This window comes from Cronobacter muytjensii ATCC 51329 (genome assembly GCF_001277195.1).
Classification (GTDB): domain Bacteria; phylum Pseudomonadota; class Gammaproteobacteria; order Enterobacterales; family Enterobacteriaceae; genus Cronobacter; species Cronobacter muytjensii.
This window is the reverse complement of the sequence record NZ_CP012268.1, coordinates 3,623,544-3,642,607: the sequence shown is the minus strand read 5'-3', so window position 1 is coordinate 3,642,607 and position 19,064 is coordinate 3,623,544. Positions and strand designations below refer to the sequence as shown.

At 58.3% G+C, this 19,064-nt stretch carries 16 protein-coding genes; 7 read left to right on the top strand and 9 right to left on the bottom strand.

What is annotated here, in order from left to right; all coding sequences use genetic code 11:
• Positions 1-94: 94 nt before the first annotated feature.
• The 9 genes from prmA to acuI form a co-directional block, all read right to left on the bottom strand.
• A complete protein-coding gene (gene prmA / locus AFK63_RS16745; protein WP_038865618.1) occupies positions 95-976 on the bottom strand; it encodes a 50S ribosomal protein L11 methyltransferase in 882 nt (293 codons plus the stop codon).
• An 8-nt stretch (positions 977-984) separates the two neighbouring features.
• Positions 985-2,439, bottom strand: coding sequence for a sodium/pantothenate symporter (panF, locus tag AFK63_RS16740; RefSeq protein WP_038865616.1), 1,455 nt, complete (start codon positions 2,437-2,439; stop codon positions 985-987).
• Positions 2,429-2,671, bottom strand: coding sequence for a YhdT family protein (locus AFK63_RS16735; protein WP_007766620.1), 243 nt, complete (start codon positions 2,669-2,671; stop codon positions 2,429-2,431). The genes panF and AFK63_RS16735 overlap by 11 nt, the downstream gene beginning before the upstream one ends.
• Positions 2,672-2,776: 105 nt before the next feature.
• The gene (gene accC, locus AFK63_RS16730; RefSeq protein ID WP_038865614.1) at positions 2,777-4,126 is read right to left on the bottom strand and encodes an acetyl-CoA carboxylase biotin carboxylase subunit; all 1,350 of its coding nucleotides are present in this window, start codon (positions 4,124-4,126) and stop codon (positions 2,777-2,779) included.
• A gap of 10 nt (positions 4,127-4,136) precedes the next feature.
• Positions 4,137-4,610: an acetyl-CoA carboxylase biotin carboxyl carrier protein gene (accB, locus tag AFK63_RS16725; RefSeq protein WP_038865612.1), complete on the bottom strand. Its 474-nt coding sequence runs from the start codon at positions 4,608-4,610 to the stop codon at positions 4,137-4,139.
• A gap of 22 nt (positions 4,611-4,632) precedes the next feature.
• Positions 4,633-5,085: a type II 3-dehydroquinate dehydratase gene (gene aroQ / locus AFK63_RS16720; RefSeq protein WP_038865610.1), complete on the bottom strand. Its 453-nt coding sequence runs from the start codon at positions 5,083-5,085 to the stop codon at positions 4,633-4,635.
• Positions 5,086-5,326: 241 nt separating this feature from the next.
• Complete coding sequence (gene msrQ, locus AFK63_RS16715; protein WP_038865608.1) at positions 5,327-5,929, bottom strand: protein-methionine-sulfoxide reductase heme-binding subunit MsrQ; 603 nt, start codon at positions 5,927-5,929, stop codon at positions 5,327-5,329.
• Positions 5,930-6,934 carry a protein-methionine-sulfoxide reductase catalytic subunit MsrP gene (gene msrP / locus AFK63_RS16710; protein ID WP_038865606.1) on the bottom strand — a complete coding sequence of 335 codons (1,005 nt, stop codon included), beginning with the start codon at positions 6,932-6,934 and terminating at the stop codon, positions 5,930-5,932.
• A gap of 104 nt (positions 6,935-7,038) precedes the next feature.
• Positions 7,039-8,013, bottom strand: coding sequence for an acrylyl-CoA reductase (NADPH) (gene acuI, locus AFK63_RS16705; protein ID WP_038865604.1), 975 nt, complete (start codon positions 8,011-8,013; stop codon positions 7,039-7,041).
• A 232-nt stretch (positions 8,014-8,245) separates the two neighbouring features.
• Here acuI and csrD point away from each other — a divergent pair, with 232 nt between their 5' ends.
• The 7 genes from csrD to yhdP all read left to right on the top strand — a co-directional run bounded on the left by csrD (position 8,246) and on the right by yhdP (position 19,022).
• Positions 8,246-10,186, top strand: coding sequence for an RNase E specificity factor CsrD (gene csrD, locus AFK63_RS16700; protein WP_038865602.1), 1,941 nt, complete (start codon positions 8,246-8,248; stop codon positions 10,184-10,186).
• A 308-nt stretch (positions 10,187-10,494) separates the two neighbouring features.
• On the top strand, positions 10,495-11,538 hold the full coding sequence (gene mreB, locus AFK63_RS16695) for a rod shape-determining protein MreB (RefSeq protein ID WP_038865600.1): 1,044 nt from the start codon (positions 10,495-10,497) through the stop codon (positions 11,536-11,538).
• A gap of 61 nt (positions 11,539-11,599) precedes the next feature.
• Complete coding sequence (gene mreC, locus AFK63_RS16690) at positions 11,600-12,613, top strand: rod shape-determining protein MreC (RefSeq protein ID WP_038865598.1); 1,014 nt, start codon at positions 11,600-11,602, stop codon at positions 12,611-12,613.
• Positions 12,613-13,101 (top strand): rod shape-determining protein MreD, encoded by a 489-nt coding sequence (gene mreD, locus AFK63_RS16685; RefSeq protein WP_004385134.1) that lies wholly within the window; start codon positions 12,613-12,615, stop codon positions 13,099-13,101. Before mreC ends, mreD begins: the two co-directional genes overlap by 1 nt.
• 9 nt (positions 13,102-13,110) lie before the next feature.
• Entirely contained in the window at positions 13,111-13,686 is a 576-nt protein-coding gene (locus AFK63_RS16680; RefSeq protein WP_038865597.1) for a Maf family protein, read from the top strand.
• Positions 13,687-13,691: 5 nt separating this feature from the next.
• A complete protein-coding gene (gene rng, locus AFK63_RS16675) occupies positions 13,692-15,161 on the top strand; it encodes a ribonuclease G (protein ID WP_038865594.1) in 1,470 nt (489 codons plus the stop codon).
• 60 nt (positions 15,162-15,221) lie between these two features.
• Positions 15,222-19,022, top strand: coding sequence for an AsmA2 domain-containing protein YhdP (gene yhdP, locus AFK63_RS16670; protein WP_038865592.1), 3,801 nt, complete (start codon positions 15,222-15,224; stop codon positions 19,020-19,022).
• Positions 19,023-19,064 lie beyond the last annotated feature (42 nt).

Genomic DNA, 19,064 nt, shown 5'->3' with positions numbered 1-19,064 from the left:
TCCAGAAATTAAAAGGCTGTATAAAAAAATAAAAAGCGCGGTCAATTCCGCGCTTTTTTATCATGCTGGCGCTCCCAAAGGAGAAGACGAAGCCTTAACGCTTAACGCCGGTGATACGGCACCACTCTTCTTTTTCCACTACCGGGTCGAGCGTAAATAGCGGGTCATACGCTTCGCACACGCTTTGCGCCTGGCTTGCCAGAATGCCCGACAGCCCCAGCAGGCCACCCTGTACCGGCAGAACGCTAATCAGCGGCGCCAGCTCACGCAGCGGGCCCGCGAGAATATTAGCGACGACCACATCTGCCTGCATATCCGACGGCTGGTTTTCCGGCAGATACAGCTCCAGTCGGTCGGAGACGCCGTTACGCTGCGCGTTATCACGGCTCGCCTGAATCGCCTGCGGGTCGATATCAATACCAATCGCTTTAGCCGCGCCCAGTTTCAGCGCGGCGATGGCGAGGATGCCGGAGCCGCAACCGAAGTCGATTACGGTTTTACCCGCCAGATCCAGGCCATCCAGCCACTGCAGGCAAAGCGAAGTCGTCGGGTGCGTGCCGGTACCGAAGGCGAGGCCCGGATCGAGCATCACGTTAACGGCATTTTCATCCGGCACGTCGCGCCAGCTCGGACAGATCCACAGACGCTCGCCAAAGCGCATCGGGTGGAAATTATCCATCCATTCGCGCTCCCAGTCTTTGTCTTCCAGCTGTTCGATTTTATGGGCGAAGCCCACGCCGAGCCGCGGGGCGTTTTCCAGCATGGCGACCACGTCCTGCATATCAGTTTCCGCATCGAACAGGCCGATAACGTCGGTATCGCCCCACAGGCGGGTTTCGCCTGGCAGCGGCTCGAACACCGGCGTGTCGTGGGTGTCCTGGAAGGTGACGGAGACCGCGCCGCTTTCCATCAGCGCATCGCTAATCTCTTCGGCGTGAGCGCCGGTGGTGTTGATTTTCAGTTGTATCCAGGGCATGGCATTACTCATTCATTAACAGAAGAAACAGGCGCGGCCTGCGCAGCCGGGCGACCGAAACAGTTACCCACTACAAAAGCCAGCAAACTTAACAGCAGGGACGGCACAATCGGATGAAAGCCGAACAGCTGTATTTTAAACGTGGCCAGCAGCGCGTAAAGCACGCCGCCGACAATCATCGAAGAAAGCGCGCCTGCGGCGTTGGCGCGCTCCCAGTACAGCCCCAGCACCAGCGGCCAGAGGAATACGGCTTCCAGCCCGCCGAACGCCAGCAGGTTGAGCCAGATAATCATCTCAGGCGGCCGCCAGGCGGCGAGCAGCAGCAGTACGCTTAAGATTAACGTAATCAGCGACGACATCCGCTTCAGACGTTTTTCGTTGTGGATCTCCGCCGGACGCAGGTTCAACCACAGATCTTTGACGATCGTCGCGGAAGACTGTAACAGTTGCGCGTTAATGGTCGACATAATGGCCGCCATTGGCGCGGCGAGAAAAATTCCGGCGGCGAAAGGCGGCAGTACGGTCACCATTAACGTCGGGATAACCAGATCCGGCACGTGTAAATCTGGCAGCACCGCGCGGCCCAGGGCGCCGGCAAGATGCATGCCGAGCATCAGGATGGCCACCACAACTGTGCCGAGAATAATCCCGCGATGCACCGCTTTGCTGTCTTTATAAGAGATGCAGCGCACCGCCGTATGCGGCAGGCCGATCACGCCAAAACAGACCAGCACCCAGAACGAGGTCATAAAAGATGGCGACAAAATATCTTCCGCGCCCTGCGGCGCGACCAGTTGCGGATCGATATGCTGAAGTTTATCCACCGCGCTGTGCAGCCCGCCCGCGGCGTGCACCACGCCGACCAGCAGCACAATCGTGCCGATCAGCATCACCAGGCCTTGCAGCGTGTCATTAAGCACGCTGGCCCGAAAGCCGCCGAATGCCGTGTAAAGCGCAATGCTGACGCCGAAAATCAGCAGGCCGGTCTCATAAGGGATGCCCGCTGCGGTTTCCAGCAGACGCGCGCCGCCGATAAACTGCACCGTCATGGCGCCGATAAACGCCACCAGCAGGCTCAGGCTCGCGAGCCAGACCAGCAGGCGGCTTTGAAAGCGCGCGTAGAGCATATCGTTGAGCGTGACGGCGTTATAACGTCGCGCCAGGATGGCGAACTTCTTGCCGAGCACGCCGAGCGACAGCCAGACGGCAGGAAGCTGAATCATCGCCAGCAGCACCCAGCCGAGACCATATTTATATGCCGCCCCCGGTCCGCCGATAAATGAACTGGCGCTGATATAGGTGGCGGTTAACGTCATCGCCAGCACCACACCGCCCATCGAGCGGCTGCCGAGGAAATATTCATTCAGGAAATTACCGCTGCCGCGCCGCCGCATCGCGTACAGCGACAGGCCGAACACCACCAGCAGATAGGCTACGAGCGGCAAAATGACATCACGCTGCATCGTTATCCTCCAGAGGAATGTCGCGGAAAATCACGCGCACCATGAGCCAGCAAAGCAGGATAAACAGCAGCGGCACCAGCAGACAGGCCATTTCAAACCAGTGCGGAAGGCCGGTGATGCCTTGCTGCGAATCAGGTAAGTAAGCAGCGACTAACCAGGCTGCGAGATAGAGGAGGGTCAGCCACAGCGCCCATCGCGCTTCTTTATGGGCCTGAACAAAACGTTTGTCCATTGTCATACCCTGTCAGTGAAGAAAGCGGCGATTGTACCCTGGCCTTTCAGGGGAGCCACAAAAAATAAAGGCCAGCGACGCTGGCCTTGAGCAGGGAAACGGGGCTTATTTCTCTTGCAGGCCCAGTTTCTTCTCCAGGTAGTGGATGTTCGTTCCACCATGCTGGAAGTTTTCGTCGTTCATGATGCGGGTCTGCAGATCAACGTTGGTCTTGATGCCGTCGATGATAAGCTCCTGCAGGGCGTTACGCATACGGGCCAGCGCTACATCGCGGTTTTCACCGTAGCAGATGAGCTTGCCTATCATGGAATCGTAATACGGCGGTACGGTATAACCGGCGTAAATATGCGATTCCCAGCGAACGCCAAAGCCGCCCGGCGCGTGGAAGCGCGTGATTTTACCCGGGCTTGGCAGGAACGTATTCGGGTCTTCGGCGTTGATACGGCATTCCACCGCATGGCCTTTGACCACGACTTCTTCCTGTTTGATGGAGAGCGGCTGACCGGCAGCGATACGCAGCTGCTCTTTAATCAGGTCAACGCCGGTAATCATCTCGGTAACCGGATGCTCTACCTGAATACGGGTGTTCATTTCGATGAAGTAGAACTCGCCGTTTTCAAACAGGAACTCAAACGTACCTGCGCCGCGATAGCCGATGTCTACACAGGCTTTCGCGCAGCGCTCGCCGATATAGCGGCGCAGTTCCGGAGTAATGCCCGGCGCTGGCGCTTCTTCGACGACTTTCTGGTGACGACGCTGCATAGAACAGTCGCGCTCTGCCAGATAGATAGCGTTGCCCTGACCGTCCGCCAGCACCTGAATTTCGATGTGGCGTGGGTTTTCCAGGTATTTCTCCATGTAGACCATGTCGTTGTTGAAAGCGGCTTTCGCTTCCGCACGGGTCATGGAGATGGACTGCGCGAGATCGGCGTCGCTACGCACAACGCGCATACCGCGACCGCCGCCGCCGCCGGACGCTTTGATAATGACCGGATAGCCGATGCGTTTTGCATGGGCGCGGTTCTTATCCATATCGTCGCCCAGCGGGCCGTCGGAGCCTGGTACGGTCGGTACGCCAGCTTTCTTCATCGCAGTGATCGCCGAGACTTTATCGCCCATCAGACGAATGGTGTCGGCTTTCGGGCCGATGAAGATAAAGCCGGAGCGCTCAACCTGCTCGGCAAAGTTGGCGTTCTCGGACAGGAAGCCGTAACCCGGGTGGATGGCGACCGCGCCAGTAATTTCAGCGGCGGCGATAATCGCCGGGATGTTCAGATAGCTTTTGACTGACGGCGCCGGACCGATGCACACGGTCTCGTCTGCCAGCAGTACGTGTTTCAGATCGCGGTCCGCGGTCGAATGCACCGCGACGGTCTTGATGCCCAGCTCTTTACAGGCACGAAGAATACGCAGTGCGATTTCGCCACGGTTAGCGATGACAATTTTATCCAGCATGTTCGCCTCGTTATTCGATGACAACCAGCGGCTCGTCAAATTCTACTGGCTGACCGCTTTCGACCAGGATCGCTTTCACAACGCCGGCTTTATCGGCTTCGATCTGGTTCATCATTTTCATCGCTTCAACGATGCACAGGGTGTCGCCCACGTTGACTTTCTGGCCCACTTCCACAAACGCTTTCGCGTCCGGGCTCGGGGTACGATAGAAGGTACCAACCATCGGGGAACGTACGATGTGACCACTGACTTCTGCGGCGGCCGGAGCTTCCATTGCCGGAGCGGCAGCCGGAGCAACAGCGTTAGACAGGGCCGGCTGCGGCTGCATCATCGGCGCGGCATAGGCCTGCTGCATCATCGGGAAGCCCGAATTAGCCGGTGCGCGGCTGATACGTACAGACTCTTCGCCTTCAGAAATTTCCAGTTCAGCGATGCCTGATTCTTCAACCAGCTCGATCAGTTTTTTAATCTTACGAATATCCATGAGTGGGTTCCGTACTCTTTGTTTAGTGTGATTGTGACAGGCGTTTGACCGCCGTCTGTAAAGCATAGGTATAGCCGTCGGCGCCTAAACCGCAGATGACGCCGGCTGCGATATCAGAAAGGTATGAATGATGCCGGAAGGGCTCGCGGGCATGCACGTTGCTCAGGTGGATCTCGATAAACGGGATGCTCACCGACAGCAGCGCGTCGCGCAGCGCCACGCTGGTATGCGTAAACGCGGCCGGATTGATCAGGATATAGTCAATCTGGTCTTTAGCCTGATGAATTCGGTCGATAAGCGCATACTCGGCGTTAGATTGCAGGTGATCGAGCGACACATTCAGCCGTTGCGCTTCGGCGGCAAGTTCGTTAACGATTTGTTCCAGCGTTTGCGTGCCGTATTTCTCCGGCTCGCGGGTGCCGAGCATGTTAAGGTTCGGGCCGTTCAAAAGCAAAATGTGAAATTTCTCGGTCATCCTGGCGCTATCTCCTGCCATTTTCCGGTAAATGTCAAAATATACCTTCATCGTCTGGTTGTCACCCGCCGACGTGTAAAAAGCGGCGGCTGAAAAACCAAAGTCGCACATTATAACGATTTCGTAGCATTTGGCAGCTAAATACTGGTCTTATCAGGGAAGATTATCAACCACCCTCAGGAAAACGTTATCGGGGAATAACAGAAGTGCGGGAAAACGCACATAAACGCACATAAACGCATCATGTTCGCCACCATTGGCGTAGCTTTTTATAACGCCATGCCAGCAGGACAATTGCGCCCAGCGCGTAAAAGAGCGGTTGCGGCGACAGGATCTTCACCGACCAGAGATAGTGTATCGGTGCGAGTATCGCGACAAGATAGACGAAGTTATGTAACGTTTGCCAGCGACGCCCCAGTTTACGCTGCGCCGCCTGGAAAGAGGTGAGCGCCAGCGCCAGCAGAATAAGCCAGCTTATCACCCCGAGCGTCAGATAAGGACGCGACACCAGTTCACTGCCAAGCAGCGACAGGTTGCTCAGCCCGAGTTCCAGGAGGGAATAGCTCACCAGATGCAGCGTCGCCCACGCAAAACACCACAGTCCCAGCAAGCGGCGGGTGCGAATCAACAAGGGCTGTTTCAGCAACCGGGTCAGCGGCGTGACGAGCAGAGTAGCGAGCAGCAATTTAAGCGCCATTCTGCCGGTAAAATGCTGGATATCTTTCGCCGGATCGGCGCTGAACAAACCCTGACTGGCGGCATAGAAAAGCCACAGCAGCGGCAAAAAAGCGGCGAGATGCAGCGCCACTTTCAGCCAGACAATCTGTTTTGCCGTTAAACGCACTCAGAAATTCTCCCGCAGATCGAGCCCTTTATAGAGCGACGCCACTTCATCGGCGTAGCCATTAAACAGCAGCGTCGGCTGGCGCTTAACATCCAGCACGCCGCCTGAGCCAATCACGCGCTCGCTGGCCTGCGACCAGCGGGGGTGGTCGACATGCGGATTCACATTGGCGTAAAAACCGTATTCATCCGGTGCGGCCTGGTTCCACGTCGTCGGCGGACGCTCGCGGGTCAATTTGATGCTGACGATCGATTTAATGCCTTTAAAGCCATATTTCCACGGTACCGTCAGGCGCACCGGCGCGCCATTTTGCGGCGGCAGCGCTTTGCCGTAGACGCCGGTTGTCAGCATGGTGAGCGGATGCATCGCCTCATCAAGACGCAACGCTTCAACATACGGATACTCCAGCCCGCCGCCGATAAAGCGGTCTTTCTGGCCAGGCATGATATCGGGCGCATACAGCGTTTCGAAGGCGACATATTTCGCGTTGCTGGTGGGCTCCACCAGAGCGAGCAGCTTATGAAGCGGGAACCCTATCCACGGCACTACCATCGACCACGCTTCGACGCAGCGCATCCGATAAATGCGCTCTTCCAGCGGAAATTTTTTGGTGAGGTCATCGTGATCGAGCGTCAGCGGCTTTGCCACTTCGCCGCTGATTTTCAACGTCCACGGTGATGTTTTCAGAATGCCGGCGTTAGCGGCAGGATCGGCCTTATCCAGACCAAACTCATAGAAATTGTTATAACCGGTGACTTTATCTTCCGGCGTCAGATCAAGCTTCGCCTGATATTGCGCAGGTCGCGTAAAATCAAGCGGCGCACCGGCCGGCGCTTTAGGCCGATCGTGGCCTTTGAACCAGGAGAGCACATCGGCCTGCGCGACGCCTGACAGGGAGAACGCCGCCGTGGTAATGCCCAGGGCTTTGAGCACCTGGCGACGCTTCATGAAGAAAGCCGACTCGGCAGTGACATCGGCTTCGGTTAAACGACTGACTTTTTTCATGACCCGCTCCGGAATAACGATACGTAACGCTACGCCTTAATCATGACAGGGCACAAGTCAGCCTGCGAGTGAAGAGGTTAATTATCTGTAAATAAATTTAAGCATTAGCGAATTTTTACCAGCGTACGCCCCTGCGCTCGGTTGCTGATGATGGCCTCGGCGAAAGCGGGGGCCTGAGCCAGCGTTATCTCAGTCGCGCTCTGCTGATAAAACGACGCGGGCAGGTCACGCACCAGACGCTGCCAGGCTTCAAGACGACGCGGCGCAGGCGTCATCACCGAATCCACGCCCTGTAAACGTACGTTGCGCAGAATAAAAGGCATGACCGTGGTTGACAGTGCGAAACCGCCCGCCAGACCGCAGGCCGCCACGCAGCCGCCGTAGTTGATCTGCGCCAGCACTTTGGCCAGCACGTTATTGCCGACGGTGTCCACGGCGCCCGCCCACAGCTGTTTTTCCAGCGGGCGGCTTTCGGCGAACTCGTCACGGCTGAGAATACGGCTCGCGCCGAGGCTTTTCAGGTATTCATGCGTGCTTTCACGACCGCTCACCGCCGCGACCTGGTAACCCAGATGATGCAGCAGCGCCACCGCCGTGCTGCCCACGCCGCCGCTTGCGCCGGTCACCAGCACTTCGCCGCTCTCAGGGCGCACGCCCGCCTCTTCCAGCGCCATCACGCACAGCATCGCGGTAAAACCCGCCGTGCCGATGATCATCGCCTGACGCCCGTCCAACCCTTGCGGCAGCGGCACCAGCCAGTCGCCTTTCACGCGTGCCGTTTCGGCAAGCCCGCCCCAGTGGTTTTCGCCGACGCCCCAGCCGGTCAGTAGTACCGGTTGGCCCGGCTGAAAGCGCGCGTCAGCGCTTTCACGCACCACGCCCGCGAAATCAATGCCCGGCACCATCGGAAACTCGCGAATGATTTTGCCTTTGCCGGTGATCGCCAGCGCGTCTTTGTAGTTAAGGCTCGACCAGTCGATATCGACCGTCACCTCCGCCTGCGGCAGCAGCGTCTCCTCAACCGGTTTTACCGAGGCCAGGGTTTTGCCGTCCTGCTGTTCGAGAAGTAAAGCCTGCATGTTAATGCTCCTTAAAAACGACTTAAGTTGGAAAATCACTTCTGAGGACTATACTCGCATAGTGAAACGTTATGCCGATTTGCCGCAATAAAACTGCATAGCCGCGCCCCCATTTCTGGTAGTATGCGCGGTTCGATATTTAAAGTTAGCACTCACTTCCACCCGTTCATTAGCGTGAAGAACCGAAAGGCGGTTCCCCCGCGTGACGCCCAACTACGGAGTTAACACAAGGATGCGCTTAACGACGAAATTCTCCGCCTTTGTCACGCTGCTGGTCGGTCTGGCGATGCTGGTGACATTACTGGGCTGTTCGCTAAGCTTCTTCAACGCTATTCAGCATAAAGTGACGCAGCGCGTCGCGTCGGTCGCCGCCGTGGTGGATAACGAACTGGTTTTTCAGTCACCGCAAGCGATGCAGCACCGGCTTGATGAGATCATGGTGCCGCTGGATATCGTGCTGGTTGAGTTCGAACTGGGCGGCAAAGTGGTGTTCAGCCACGCGAGACCCGAGAGCTACCGGGAATCGACGATTCAGACCCGCGATCGCAAACTCGCCGTACCGCTTATCAAACACCCCGGCATGACGCTGCGTTTAACGTGGCAGGATCCGCTGGTGACCTATTATCGCTCTCTGCTGACTACGGCGCCGCTCACGCTGGCTTTCGGGCTGATGGTCGTGATGATTTATCTCTCGGTGCGCTGGATCAAGCGCCAGTTGGCGGGGCAGGAGCTGCTGGAAGGCCGGGCGGTGCGCATTCTTAATGGCGAACGCGGCGCCAACGCGCGCGGCAATATTCATGAATGGCCAACCCATGCCAGCAGCGCGCTGGATGTGTTGCTCTCTGAACTTCAGCTTGCCGGCGAACAGCGCAGCCGGATGGATACGCTCATTCGCGCCTATGCCGCTCAGGACGCCAAAACCGGGCTCAGCAACCGCATTTTCTTTGACAACCAGCTGGCGACGCTGCTTGAAGACCAGGAGAAAGTGGGCACTCACGGCGTGGTGATGATGATCCGCCTGCCGGATTTCGACATGCTGCGCGACAGCTGGGGAAAAACCACCGTTGAAGAGTACCTTTTCACGCTTATCAACATGCTTTCTACTTTTATCATGCGTTATCCCGGCGCGCTGCTGGCCCGCTATTTTCGCAGCGATTTCGCCGTCCTGTTGCCGCACCGTACGCTCAAAGAAGCTGACAGCATCGCCAGCCAGTTACTGAAAGCCGTGGGCGCTCTGCCACCCACCCGGATGCTCGACAGCAGCGATATGCTGCATATCGGTATTTGCGCCTGGCGCAGCGGGCAGACCACCGAGCAGGTGATGGAACATGCCGAAGTGGCGGCGCGCAACGCGGTGTTGCAGGGCGGCAACGGCTGGGCGGTTTACGACAGTTCGCTGCCGGATAAAGGGCGCGGCAACGTGCGCTGGCGCACGCTGATTGAAAATGCGCTACAGCGCGGCGGCCCGCGTTTCTACCAGAAACCGGCGGTACTGCGCGACGGCTATGTCCATCATCGTGAACTGATGTGCCGTATCTTTGACGGCGATGAAGAAGTGCTGGCGGCGGAGTATATGCCGATGGTGCAGCAGTTTGGCCTCGCCGAACAATACGATCGCCAGTTAATTGGCCGGGTCCTGCCTTTTCTGCGCTTCTGGCCTGACGAAACCCTGGCGCTGCCAGTCACGGTGGAGTCGCTGATCCGCCCGCCGTTTCAGCGCTGGCTGCGCGATACGCTGATGCAATGCGAAAAATCGCATCGAAAACGCATTCTTTTTGAACTTGCCGAGGCAGATGTTTGTCAACATCTCAGCCGTTTACAACCGGTTGTGCGTTTAATCAGGGCGCTTGGGCTTCGCATCGCGGTAGTTCAGGCGGGATTAACGGTGGTCAGCACAGCCTGGATAAAAGCGCTGGATGTCGAAATCATCAAGCTGCATCCGGGACTGGTGCGGGATATCAACAAGCGCACCGAAAACCAGCTTTTTGTACAGAGTCTGGTGGAGGCGTGCAACGGAGGGCAGACGCGGGTTTTTGCCGCCGGCGTCAGGACCAAAAGTGAATGGCAGACGCTGGTCGAGCGTGGCGTGACGGGAGGTCAGGGCGATTTTTTTGCCGCCTCGCAACCTCTCGATACTAATGTGAAAAAATATTCGCAAAGATATTCGGTTTGACCTGCCGTTTAACTTGTTTTCACGTAGAATAACGCGCGCTGCATCTTAAGGGGGCGCACGCCTGCCGGCCAGAGTGTCGCAGCATATTGAAGCAGGCTTTTACTCTTAGCGCATAAGGCGTCGTCGGGTCAGCAACGCTCGCGACATCGCCAGCCGGAAAGGCCGGGGCGACGACGGTTTAGCAGGAGAAAAAGCCGCACTATTTTTCACCGATGCAGAACATTTTTTGCGCCTTGTCGCTGCTTCGTGTGGTTGGTAAAGTAAGCGGATTTTGTTTTCCGCCCCAGCTTTCAGGATTATCCCTTAGTATGTTTAAAAAATTTCGTGGCATGTTTTCCAATGACCTGTCCATTGACTTGGGTACCGCGAATACCCTTATCTATGTAAAAGGGCAAGGCATCGTACTGAATGAGCCTTCCGTGGTCGCCATTCGCCAGGATCGTGCCGGCTCGCCAAAGAGCGTTGCGGCCGTAGGTCATGAAGCGAAGCAGATGCTGGGCCGTACGCCGGGCAATATCGCTGCTATCCGCCCGATGAAAGATGGCGTGATCGCCGACTTCTTTGTCACGGAAAAAATGCTCCAGCACTTCATCAAGCAAGTGCACAGCAACAGCTTCATGCGTCCGAGCCCGCGAGTGCTGGTGTGCGTGCCGGTCGGCGCGACCCAGGTTGAACGCCGCGCGATTCGCGAATCCGCACAGGGCGCAGGCGCCCGCGAAGTTTTCCTGATTGAAGAGCCGATGGCGGCCGCGATTGGCGCGGGTCTGCCGGTGTCTGAAGCGACCGGCTCCATGGTGGTGGATATCGGTGGCGGTACTACCGAAGTGGCGGTTATCTCCCTGAACGGCGTAGTGTACTCCTCCTTCGTGCGTATCGGCGGCGACCGCTTTGACGAAGCCATCATTAATTATGTGCGCCGTAACTACGGCTCGCTTATCGGTGAAGCCACCGCTGAGCGCATCAAACATGAAATCGGCTCCGCCTACCCAGGCGACGAAGTCCGCGAAATCGAAGTACGCGGCCGCAACCTGGCAGAGGGCGTACCACGCGGTTTCACCCTGAACTCCAACGAAATTCTCGAAGCGCTGCAGGAACCGCTGACCGGCATCGTGAGCGCGGTCATGGTCGCACTGGAACAGTGCCCGCCGGAACTGGCTTCCGACATCTCCGAGCGCGGTATGGTACTGACCGGCGGCGGCGCGCTGCTGCGTAACCTTGACCGTTTGCTGATGGAAGAGACCGGCATTCCGGTCGTGGTGGCGGAAGATCCGCTCACTTGCGTAGCCCGAGGCGGCGGCAAGGCGCTGGAAATGATCGACATGCACGGCGGCGACCTGTTCAGCGAAGAGTAACAGCCGCAGGAAAGGGCAACTCAGGTTGCCCTTCTTGTTGGTTTGGGAATACGCATAGCCTATGAAGCCAATTTTTAGCCGTGGCCCGTCGTTACAGATTCGCCTTATTCTGGCGGTGCTGGTGGCGCTTGGTGTCATCATCGCCGACAGCCGCCTCGGTACGTTCAGTCAGATCCGAACGTACATGGATACCGCCGTCAGTCCTTTCTACTTTATCTCCAACGGTCCACGTGAATTACTCGACAGCGTCTCGCAAACGCTGGCGTCCCGCGATCAGCTTGAGCTGGAAAACCGGGCGCTGCGCCAGGAGCTGCTGCTGAAGAACAGCGAAATTCTGATGCTTGGCCAATACAAGCAGGAAAACGCGCGTCTGCGCGAACTGCTCGGCTCGCCGCTGCGTCAGGATGAACAGAAAATGGTCACGCAGGTGATCTCGACGGTAAACGATCCCTATAGCGATCAGGTCGTGATTGATAAAGGCAGCGTTAACGGCGTTTATGAAGGCCAGCCGGTGATCAGCGATAAAGGCGTGGTCGGTCAGGTCGTCGCCGTGGCGAAACTCACCAGCCGCGTGCTGCTGATTTGCGACGCCACCCATGCGCTGCCCATCCAGGTGCTGCGTAACGATATCCGCGTGATTGCGGCCGGTAGCGGCTGCACCGACGATCTGCAGCTGGAGCATCTGCCCGCCAACACCGATATTCGCGTAGGCGACGTGCTGGTCACCTCCGGCCTCGGCGGCCGCTTCCCGGAAGGGTATCCGGTGGGCGTAGTCTCGTCCGTGAAGCTCGACACCCAGCGCGCGTATACCGTTATCCAGGCGCGCCCGACGGCGGGCCTGCAACGTCTGCGCTATCTGCTGCTGCTCTGGGGCGCCGATCGCGAAGGCGCCAACCCGATGACGCCGGAAGAAGTGCATCGCGTGGCGAATGAGCGACTGATGCAGATGATGCCGCAGGTTCTGCCTTCGCCGGATGCCATGGGGCCGCCTGCGCCAACTAACGCCGCGCCGAACGCCGCGTCAACGACCGCGCCGCCGTCTGGCGGCACGCCTCCCGCACAGGGAGGGCAGTAGTGGCGAGCTATCGTAGTCAGGGGCGCTGGGTTATCTGGCTCTCCTTTTTAATCGCGCTGCTGTTGCAGATCATGCCCTGGCCGGATGCGATTATTGTGTTCCGGCCTAACTGGGTACTGCTGATTTTGCTGTACTGGATCCTCGCCCTGCCGCATCGCGTAAATGTCGGCACGGGTTTTGTGATGGGTGCCATACTGGATCTTATCAGCGGCTCCACGCTGGGGGTTCGCGCCCTTTCACTGAGTATCATCGCCTATCTGGTCGCGCTGAAATTTCAGCTATTCCGCAACCTGGCGCTCTGGCAACAGGCGTTGGTCGTGATGCTGTTGTCGCTGGCTGCGGATATTATCGTCTTCTGGGCGGAATTCCTGGTTATCGACGTCGCTTTCCGGCCGGAAGTGTTCTGGAGCAGCGTGGTGAACGGTGTGCTCTGGCCGTGGATATTCCTGCTGATGCGCAAAGTGCGTCAGCAGTTTGCTGTACAATAAAGGACAGTTATGACAGATCTTTATCTCGCCTCGGGCTCGCCGCGACGTCTGGAGCTGCTGGGCATGCTGGGCGTCACCTTTGAACGTCTGGTGCCGGGTGTGGAAGAGCAGCGCGCCGAAGAGGAAGCGCCGCAGGATTATGTCACCCGTCTGGCCCGCGACAAAGCCCGCGCTGGCGTGGCGCTGGCCGCGCGCGATCTCCCTGTGCTCGGCGCGGACACCATTGTGGTGCTGGACGGCGACGTGCTGGAAAAACCGCGCGATGCCGCCCATGCCGCAGAGATGCTGGGCAGGCTTTCCGGGCAAACGCATCAGGTGATGACCGCCGTGGCGCTTGCGGACAGACAGCGCGTGCGCGAGCGGCTGGTTATTACCCGCGTGACGTTCAGGACGCTGACGGCGCAGGATATCGCGGCGTATGTTGGCAGCGGCGAGCCGATGGATAAAGCGGGCGCCTACGGCATACAGGGGCTGGGCGGCTGTTTTGTCAGAAGCATTGAAGGAAGCTACCACGCGGTGGTGGGCCTTCCGCTGGTAGAAACCTGGGAATTGCTGAGCGAATTCAACTCACTGCGTGAGGGATAAACAACATGACGGCTGAATTGTTGGTTAACGTTACCCCGTCGGAAACCCGGGTGGCGTATATAGATGGCGGTATTTTGCAGGAAATCCATATTGAGCGCGAAGCCCGCCGCGGGATAGTAGGCAATATCTACAAAGGTCGGGTCAGTCGCGTCCTTCCTGGGATGCAGGCGGCATTTGTAGATATTGGCCTCGATAAAGCCGCGTTTCTTCACGCCTCCGACATCATGCCGCACACTGAATGCGTGGCGGGCGATGAACAAAAGAATTTCACCGTCCGCGATATCTCCGAACTGGTGCGTCAGGGGCAAGACCTCATGGTGCAGGTGGTAAAAGATCCGCTCGGCACTAAAGGCGCGCGTCTTACGACCGACATCACGCTGCCGTCGCGCTATCTGGTGTTTATGCCGGGCGCGTCGCACGTGGGCGTTTCTCAGCGCATTGAGAGCGAAACCGAGCGCGAGCGCCTGAAACGTATTGTGGCGGATTACTGCGACGAGCAGGGCGGATTTATCATCCGTACCGCCGCTGAAGGCGTATGCGAGGCGGATTTATCGTCCGACGCCGCCTACCTTAAACGCGTCTGGACCAAAGTGATGGAGCGTAAAAAGCGCCATCAGACGCGCTATCAACTCTACGGCGAGCTGGCGCTGGCCCAGCGCGTGCTGCGCGATTTCGCCGTCGCCCAGCTTGATCGCATCCGCGTCGATTCCCGTCTCACTTATGAAATGCTGCTGGAGTTCACGGCGGAGTATATGCCGGAGATGAACAGCAAGCTGGAGCATTACAGCGGTCGTCAGCCGATTTTCGATCTCTATGACGTCGAAAATGAAATCCAGCGGGCGCTGGAGCGTAAAGTCGAGCTGAAATCCGGCGGGTATCTGATTATCGATCAGACCGAGGCGATGACGACTATCGACATTAACACCGGCGCGTTTGTCGGCCATCGCAATCTCGACGACACCATCTTCAACACCAATATCGAAGCGACGCAGGCAATCGCCCGCCAGCTACGGCTGCGTAACCTCGGCGGCATTATCATCATCGACTTTATCGATATGAGTAATGAAGATCACCGCCGCCGCGTGCTGCACTCGCTGGAACAGGCGCTGAGTAAAGATCGCGTGAAGACCAGCATCAACGGTTTTTCGCAGCTCGGCCTGGTGGAGATGACCCGTAAGCGGACCCGCGAAAGCATTGAACATGTGCTGTGTAACGACTGTCCCACCTGTCATGGCCGCGGCACCGTGAAAACGGTCGAAACCGTCTGCTATGAAATCATGCGCGAGATCGTACGCGTGCATCATGCTTATGACTCTGACCGATTCCTGGTCTATGCCTCGCCTGCCGTAGCGGAAGCGCTGAAAAGCGATGAATCCCATGCGCTGGCCGAAGTAGAGATTTTTGTCGGTAAGCAGGTTAAGGTGCAAATCGAACCGCTCTATAACCAGGAGCAGTTCGACGTGGTCATGATGTAGCGCACAGCGGTCAACTGTGTGAGTGAAGGTACCGCCGCGGCGGCTGACAAGGAGAGAAGGGTGAGGCGACTGCCGGGCATTTTGCTACTCACAGGCGCAACGCTGATTGTTATCGTCGCACTGATGGTGAGTGGATTGCGGCTCGTGCTGCCTCATCTCAACACCTGGCGCCCGGCTCTGCTGGAAAAAATCTCATCAGCCACCGGCGTGCCGGTACAGGCGAGCCGTGTCGAAGCCTCCTGGCAAACGTTCGGGCCGACGCTCGACGTACGCGATATCCATGCGCAGCTCAGCGACGGCGGCCACTTCTCGGTCAGGCGCGTCACCGTCGCGCTGGACGTCTGGCAGAGCCTGCTGCATGCGCGCTGGCAGTTTCGCGATCTCACCTTTTATCAGCTTCAGGTGCGTACCAACACGCCTATCAGGCAGAGCGAAGGCGGCAATCCGCTCGAAGGCAACAAACTTAGCGATCTGTTCTTCCGCCAGTTCGATCACTTCGATCTGCGCGACAGTACGCTCAGCTTTATTACCCTCTCCGGCCAGCGCGCCGAACTCGCCGTTCCTCAATTAACCTGGCTTAACGGGAAAAACCGTCACCGCGCCGAGGGCCAGGTGAGCCTTTCCAGTCTGACGGGTCAGCACGGCGTGATGCAGGTGCGCATGGATCTGCGTGACGACAACGGCCTGCTGAATCGCGGTACGGTCTGGATGCAGGCCGACGATGTGGACGTCAAACCCTGGCTGGGCCAGTGGATGAAAGACAATGTTGACCTCACCAGCGCGCAGTTCAGCCTTGAAGCCTGGATGACGCTGCGCGACGGCGAAATCGCAGGCGGGGATATCTGGCTGAAACAGGGCGGTACGACATGGCGCGGCGACGAGCGCAGCCACCGGCTCTCTGTGGATAATCTCACCGCGCATATCAGCCGCGCCGACGATGCCTGGCAGGTCGCTATTCCGCAAACGCGGATCACCGTCGACGATAAGCCCTGGCCCGCAGGCTCGCTGAATCTGGCCTGGCTTGCCAACCAGCCGGTAGCGGGCGACAAAGTGCGGCGCAGCAGCGAACTGCGCGTGCGCGCCAGCAATCTTGAGCTGAGCGGGCTGGAAGGTTTTCTGCCGCTGGCGACCCGGCTGGCGCCTTCGCTTGGCGACGTCTGGGGCAGCACGCGCCCGCAGGGGAAAATCGACGCGCTGGCGCTCGATATTCCGCTACAGGCCACTGACAAAACCCGCTTCATGGCCAAATGGCACGACCTCTCCTGGCAGCAGTGGAAACTTCTGCCGGGGGCCGAGCATTTTTCCGGCACGGTCGTCGGTAGCCTTGAGCATGGCCGTTCAACGATCAGCATGAACGACGCCCGGATGCCGTATAAGAGTGTTTTCCGCGCGCCGCTTGAGATAGCCCGAGGCGCGGCGACCTTCGACTGGCGTAAAAATGTTGATGGTTTCACGCTGGACGGTAAAAACCTGGACGTGCAGGCCAACGCGCTGTGGGCGCGGGGCGATTTCCGCTATCAGCAGCCGAAGCACGGGCAGCCCTGGCTTGAGATCCTGGCGGGTATTCAGACGAGTGACGCGAAGCAGGCCTGGCGCTATTTCCCGGAGAATCTGATGGGCAAGGATCTGGTGGATTACCTGAGCGGTGCCATTCAGGGCGGACAGGTGGACAACGCCACGCTGGTGTATGTCGGCAATCCGCAACATTTTCCCTATAAGCAAAACGACGGGCAGTTTGAGGTTTATGTGCCGCTGCGTAACGCCACCTACGCGTTTCAGCCGGACTGGCCTGCGCTGAAAGATGTCGCTATCGATCTCGATTTCCGCAACGACGGCCTGTGGATGGCGGCGCCGCAGGTGCAGCTTGGCGGCGTCACCGGGAAAAACCTGACGGCTGTTATCCCTGATTACTCCCAGGAAAAGCTGTTTATCGATGCGGATATCGCAGGGCCCGGCAAGGCGGTCGGGCCATACTTCAACGATACGCCGCTTGCGGATTCGCTGGGAACGACCCTCGAAGAACTCCAGCTCGACGGCGATGTGAATGCTCGCTTACATCTCGATATTCCACTCGACGGCACTATGACGACCGCCGAGGGCGACGTGTGGCTGCGTAACAACGCGCTGTACGTGAAACCGCTGAACAGTACGCTGCATAATCTGAACGGCAAATTCAGCTTCGTGAATGGCAATCTCAAAAGCGAACCCTTACAGGCCACCTGGTTTAATCAGCCGCTGAATATCGACTTCTCCACCCGAGAGGAAGAAAAAGCCTACCAGGTCGAGGTGAATATGAACGGCGACTGGCAGCCCACCCGAACCGGGCTGCTGCCGAAACCGCTTAATGACGCGCTCAGCGGCTCGATTCCCTGGAACGGCAAAGTGGCGATTTCGCTGCCGTACCACGCTGGTGTTAATTATCAGGTCGATATCACCGGCGATCTGAAGAATGTAAGCAGTCACTTACCGGAGCCGGTAGACAAAGCGGCGGGTAAAGCGTTGCCGTTCAGGGTGCGCGCTAAAGGCGATGTGAAAAGCTTCGATGTGACCGGCAACGCCGGGTCTGAAAACCATTTCAACAGCCGCTGGCTGCTGGGCCGCAAACTGACGCTCGATCGCGCCATCTGGGCGACCGACAGCCGCACCACGCCGCCGCTGCCGGAAAACCGCGGAGTAGAGCTGAACCTGCCCGCAATGGACGGCGCGCAGTGGCTGGCGCTCTTTAACCAGGGCGCGGCGCAGAAAGTAAGCAGTACGACACTGTTCCCGGAAGAAGTGACGCTGCGCACCCCCGCGCTCACCTTTGGCGGCCAGCGCTGGAATAATTTAAGCGTGATGGCGAAACCGCAAGCTGGCGGCACGGAAGTTTCCGCGCAGGGGCGTGAAATCAACGGACGTCTGGTGATGCGCGACGGCGCGCCGTGGCAGGCGATTATCGATTATCTCTATTACAACCCGGCGCATGAAAACGAAGCGGCCTCGGTGTTTAGCGGCGGGGCCGGGCAAAAAACGCAGGCCGTTGATTTCAGCGGCTGGCCGAACCTGGCGCTGCGCTGCGCGGAGTGCTGGCTGTGGGGACAGAAATATGGCCGCATCAACGGCGATTTCACGATTAATGGCGATACGCTGTCGCTCGCGAACGGTCTGCTGGATACCGGCTTTGCGCGTCTCACCATGCAGGGCGAATGGGTTAACCGCGCCGATGCGATGCGCACGTCGCTTAAAGGCGTGCTCAAGGGCAAACAGCTCGATGCGGCGACCAGTTTCTTTGGCGTGAAAACGCCGCTGCAGGGGTCGTCCTTTAATGTCGATTACGATCTTCACTGGCGCGACGCGCCGTGGAAACCGGACGACGCCTCGCTCAACGGCGTGCTGCATACCCGGCTCGGTAAAGGGCAAATCGCCGACCTCGGCACCGGTCATGCCGGGCAGCTTCTGCGTCTGCTGAGCTTCGACGCGCTGCTGCGCAAGCTGCGCTTTGACTTCAGCGATACCTTCGGCGAAGGTTTTTATTACGATTCGATTCGCAGCACCGCGTGGATCAAAGACGGCGTGTTGCATACTGACGACACGCTGGTGGATGGCCTTGAAGCCGATATCGCCATGAAAGGCTCCGTTAACCTGCCGGCGCGGACGCTGGATATGGAAGCGGTCGTCGCGCCGGAAATTTCGGCGACGGTCGGGGTGGCGGCGGCCTTCGCCGTGAACCCTATCGTCGGCGCGGCGGTATTCGCGGCCAGTAAAGTACTCGGCCCGCTGTGGAATAAAATCTCGGTGCTGCGCTATCACCTCACCGGGCCTGTCGATAAGCCGCAAATCAACGAAGTGATGCGCCAGCCGCGCGCGGAAGTGGCGCAATGATTTGACGCCGCGGCTGAATTACCGCAAGCTCGCCTGATAACC

What these genes read in the sequence shown, in the direction of transcription:
- msrP (WP_038865606.1), bottom strand. Translation starts at nt 6,934, where the DNA reads ATGAAAAAAGTCAGTCGTTTAACCGAAGCCGATGTCACTGCCGAGTCG.
- AFK63_RS16680 (WP_038865597.1), top strand. Translation starts at nt 13,111, where the DNA reads ATGACAGATCTTTATCTCGCCTCGGGCTCGCCGCGACGTCTGGAGCTG.
- csrD (WP_038865602.1), top strand. Translation starts at nt 8,246, where the DNA reads ATGCGCTTAACGACGAAATTCTCCGCCTTTGTCACGCTGCTGGTCGGT.
- AFK63_RS16735 (WP_007766620.1), bottom strand. Translation starts at nt 2,671, where the DNA reads ATGGACAAACGTTTTGTTCAGGCCCATAAAGAAGCGCGATGGGCGCTG.
- aroQ (WP_038865610.1), bottom strand. Translation starts at nt 5,085, where the DNA reads ATGACCGAGAAATTTCACATTTTGCTTTTGAACGGCCCGAACCTTAAC.
- accB (WP_038865612.1), bottom strand. Translation starts at nt 4,610, where the DNA reads ATGGATATTCGTAAGATTAAAAAACTGATCGAGCTGGTTGAAGAATCA.
- panF (WP_038865616.1), bottom strand. Translation starts at nt 2,439, where the DNA reads ATGCAGCGTGATGTCATTTTGCCGCTCGTAGCCTATCTGCTGGTGGTG.
- accC (WP_038865614.1), bottom strand. Translation starts at nt 4,126, where the DNA reads ATGCTGGATAAAATTGTCATCGCTAACCGTGGCGAAATCGCACTGCGT.
- mreB (WP_038865600.1), top strand. Translation starts at nt 10,495, where the DNA reads ATGTTTAAAAAATTTCGTGGCATGTTTTCCAATGACCTGTCCATTGAC.
- acuI (WP_038865604.1), bottom strand. Translation starts at nt 8,013, where the DNA reads ATGCAGGCTTTACTTCTCGAACAGCAGGACGGCAAAACCCTGGCCTCG.
- prmA (WP_038865618.1), bottom strand. Translation starts at nt 976, where the DNA reads ATGCCCTGGATACAACTGAAAATCAACACCACCGGCGCTCACGCCGAA.
- mreC (WP_038865598.1), top strand. Translation starts at nt 11,600, where the DNA reads ATGAAGCCAATTTTTAGCCGTGGCCCGTCGTTACAGATTCGCCTTATT.
- rng (WP_038865594.1), top strand. Translation starts at nt 13,692, where the DNA reads ATGACGGCTGAATTGTTGGTTAACGTTACCCCGTCGGAAACCCGGGTG.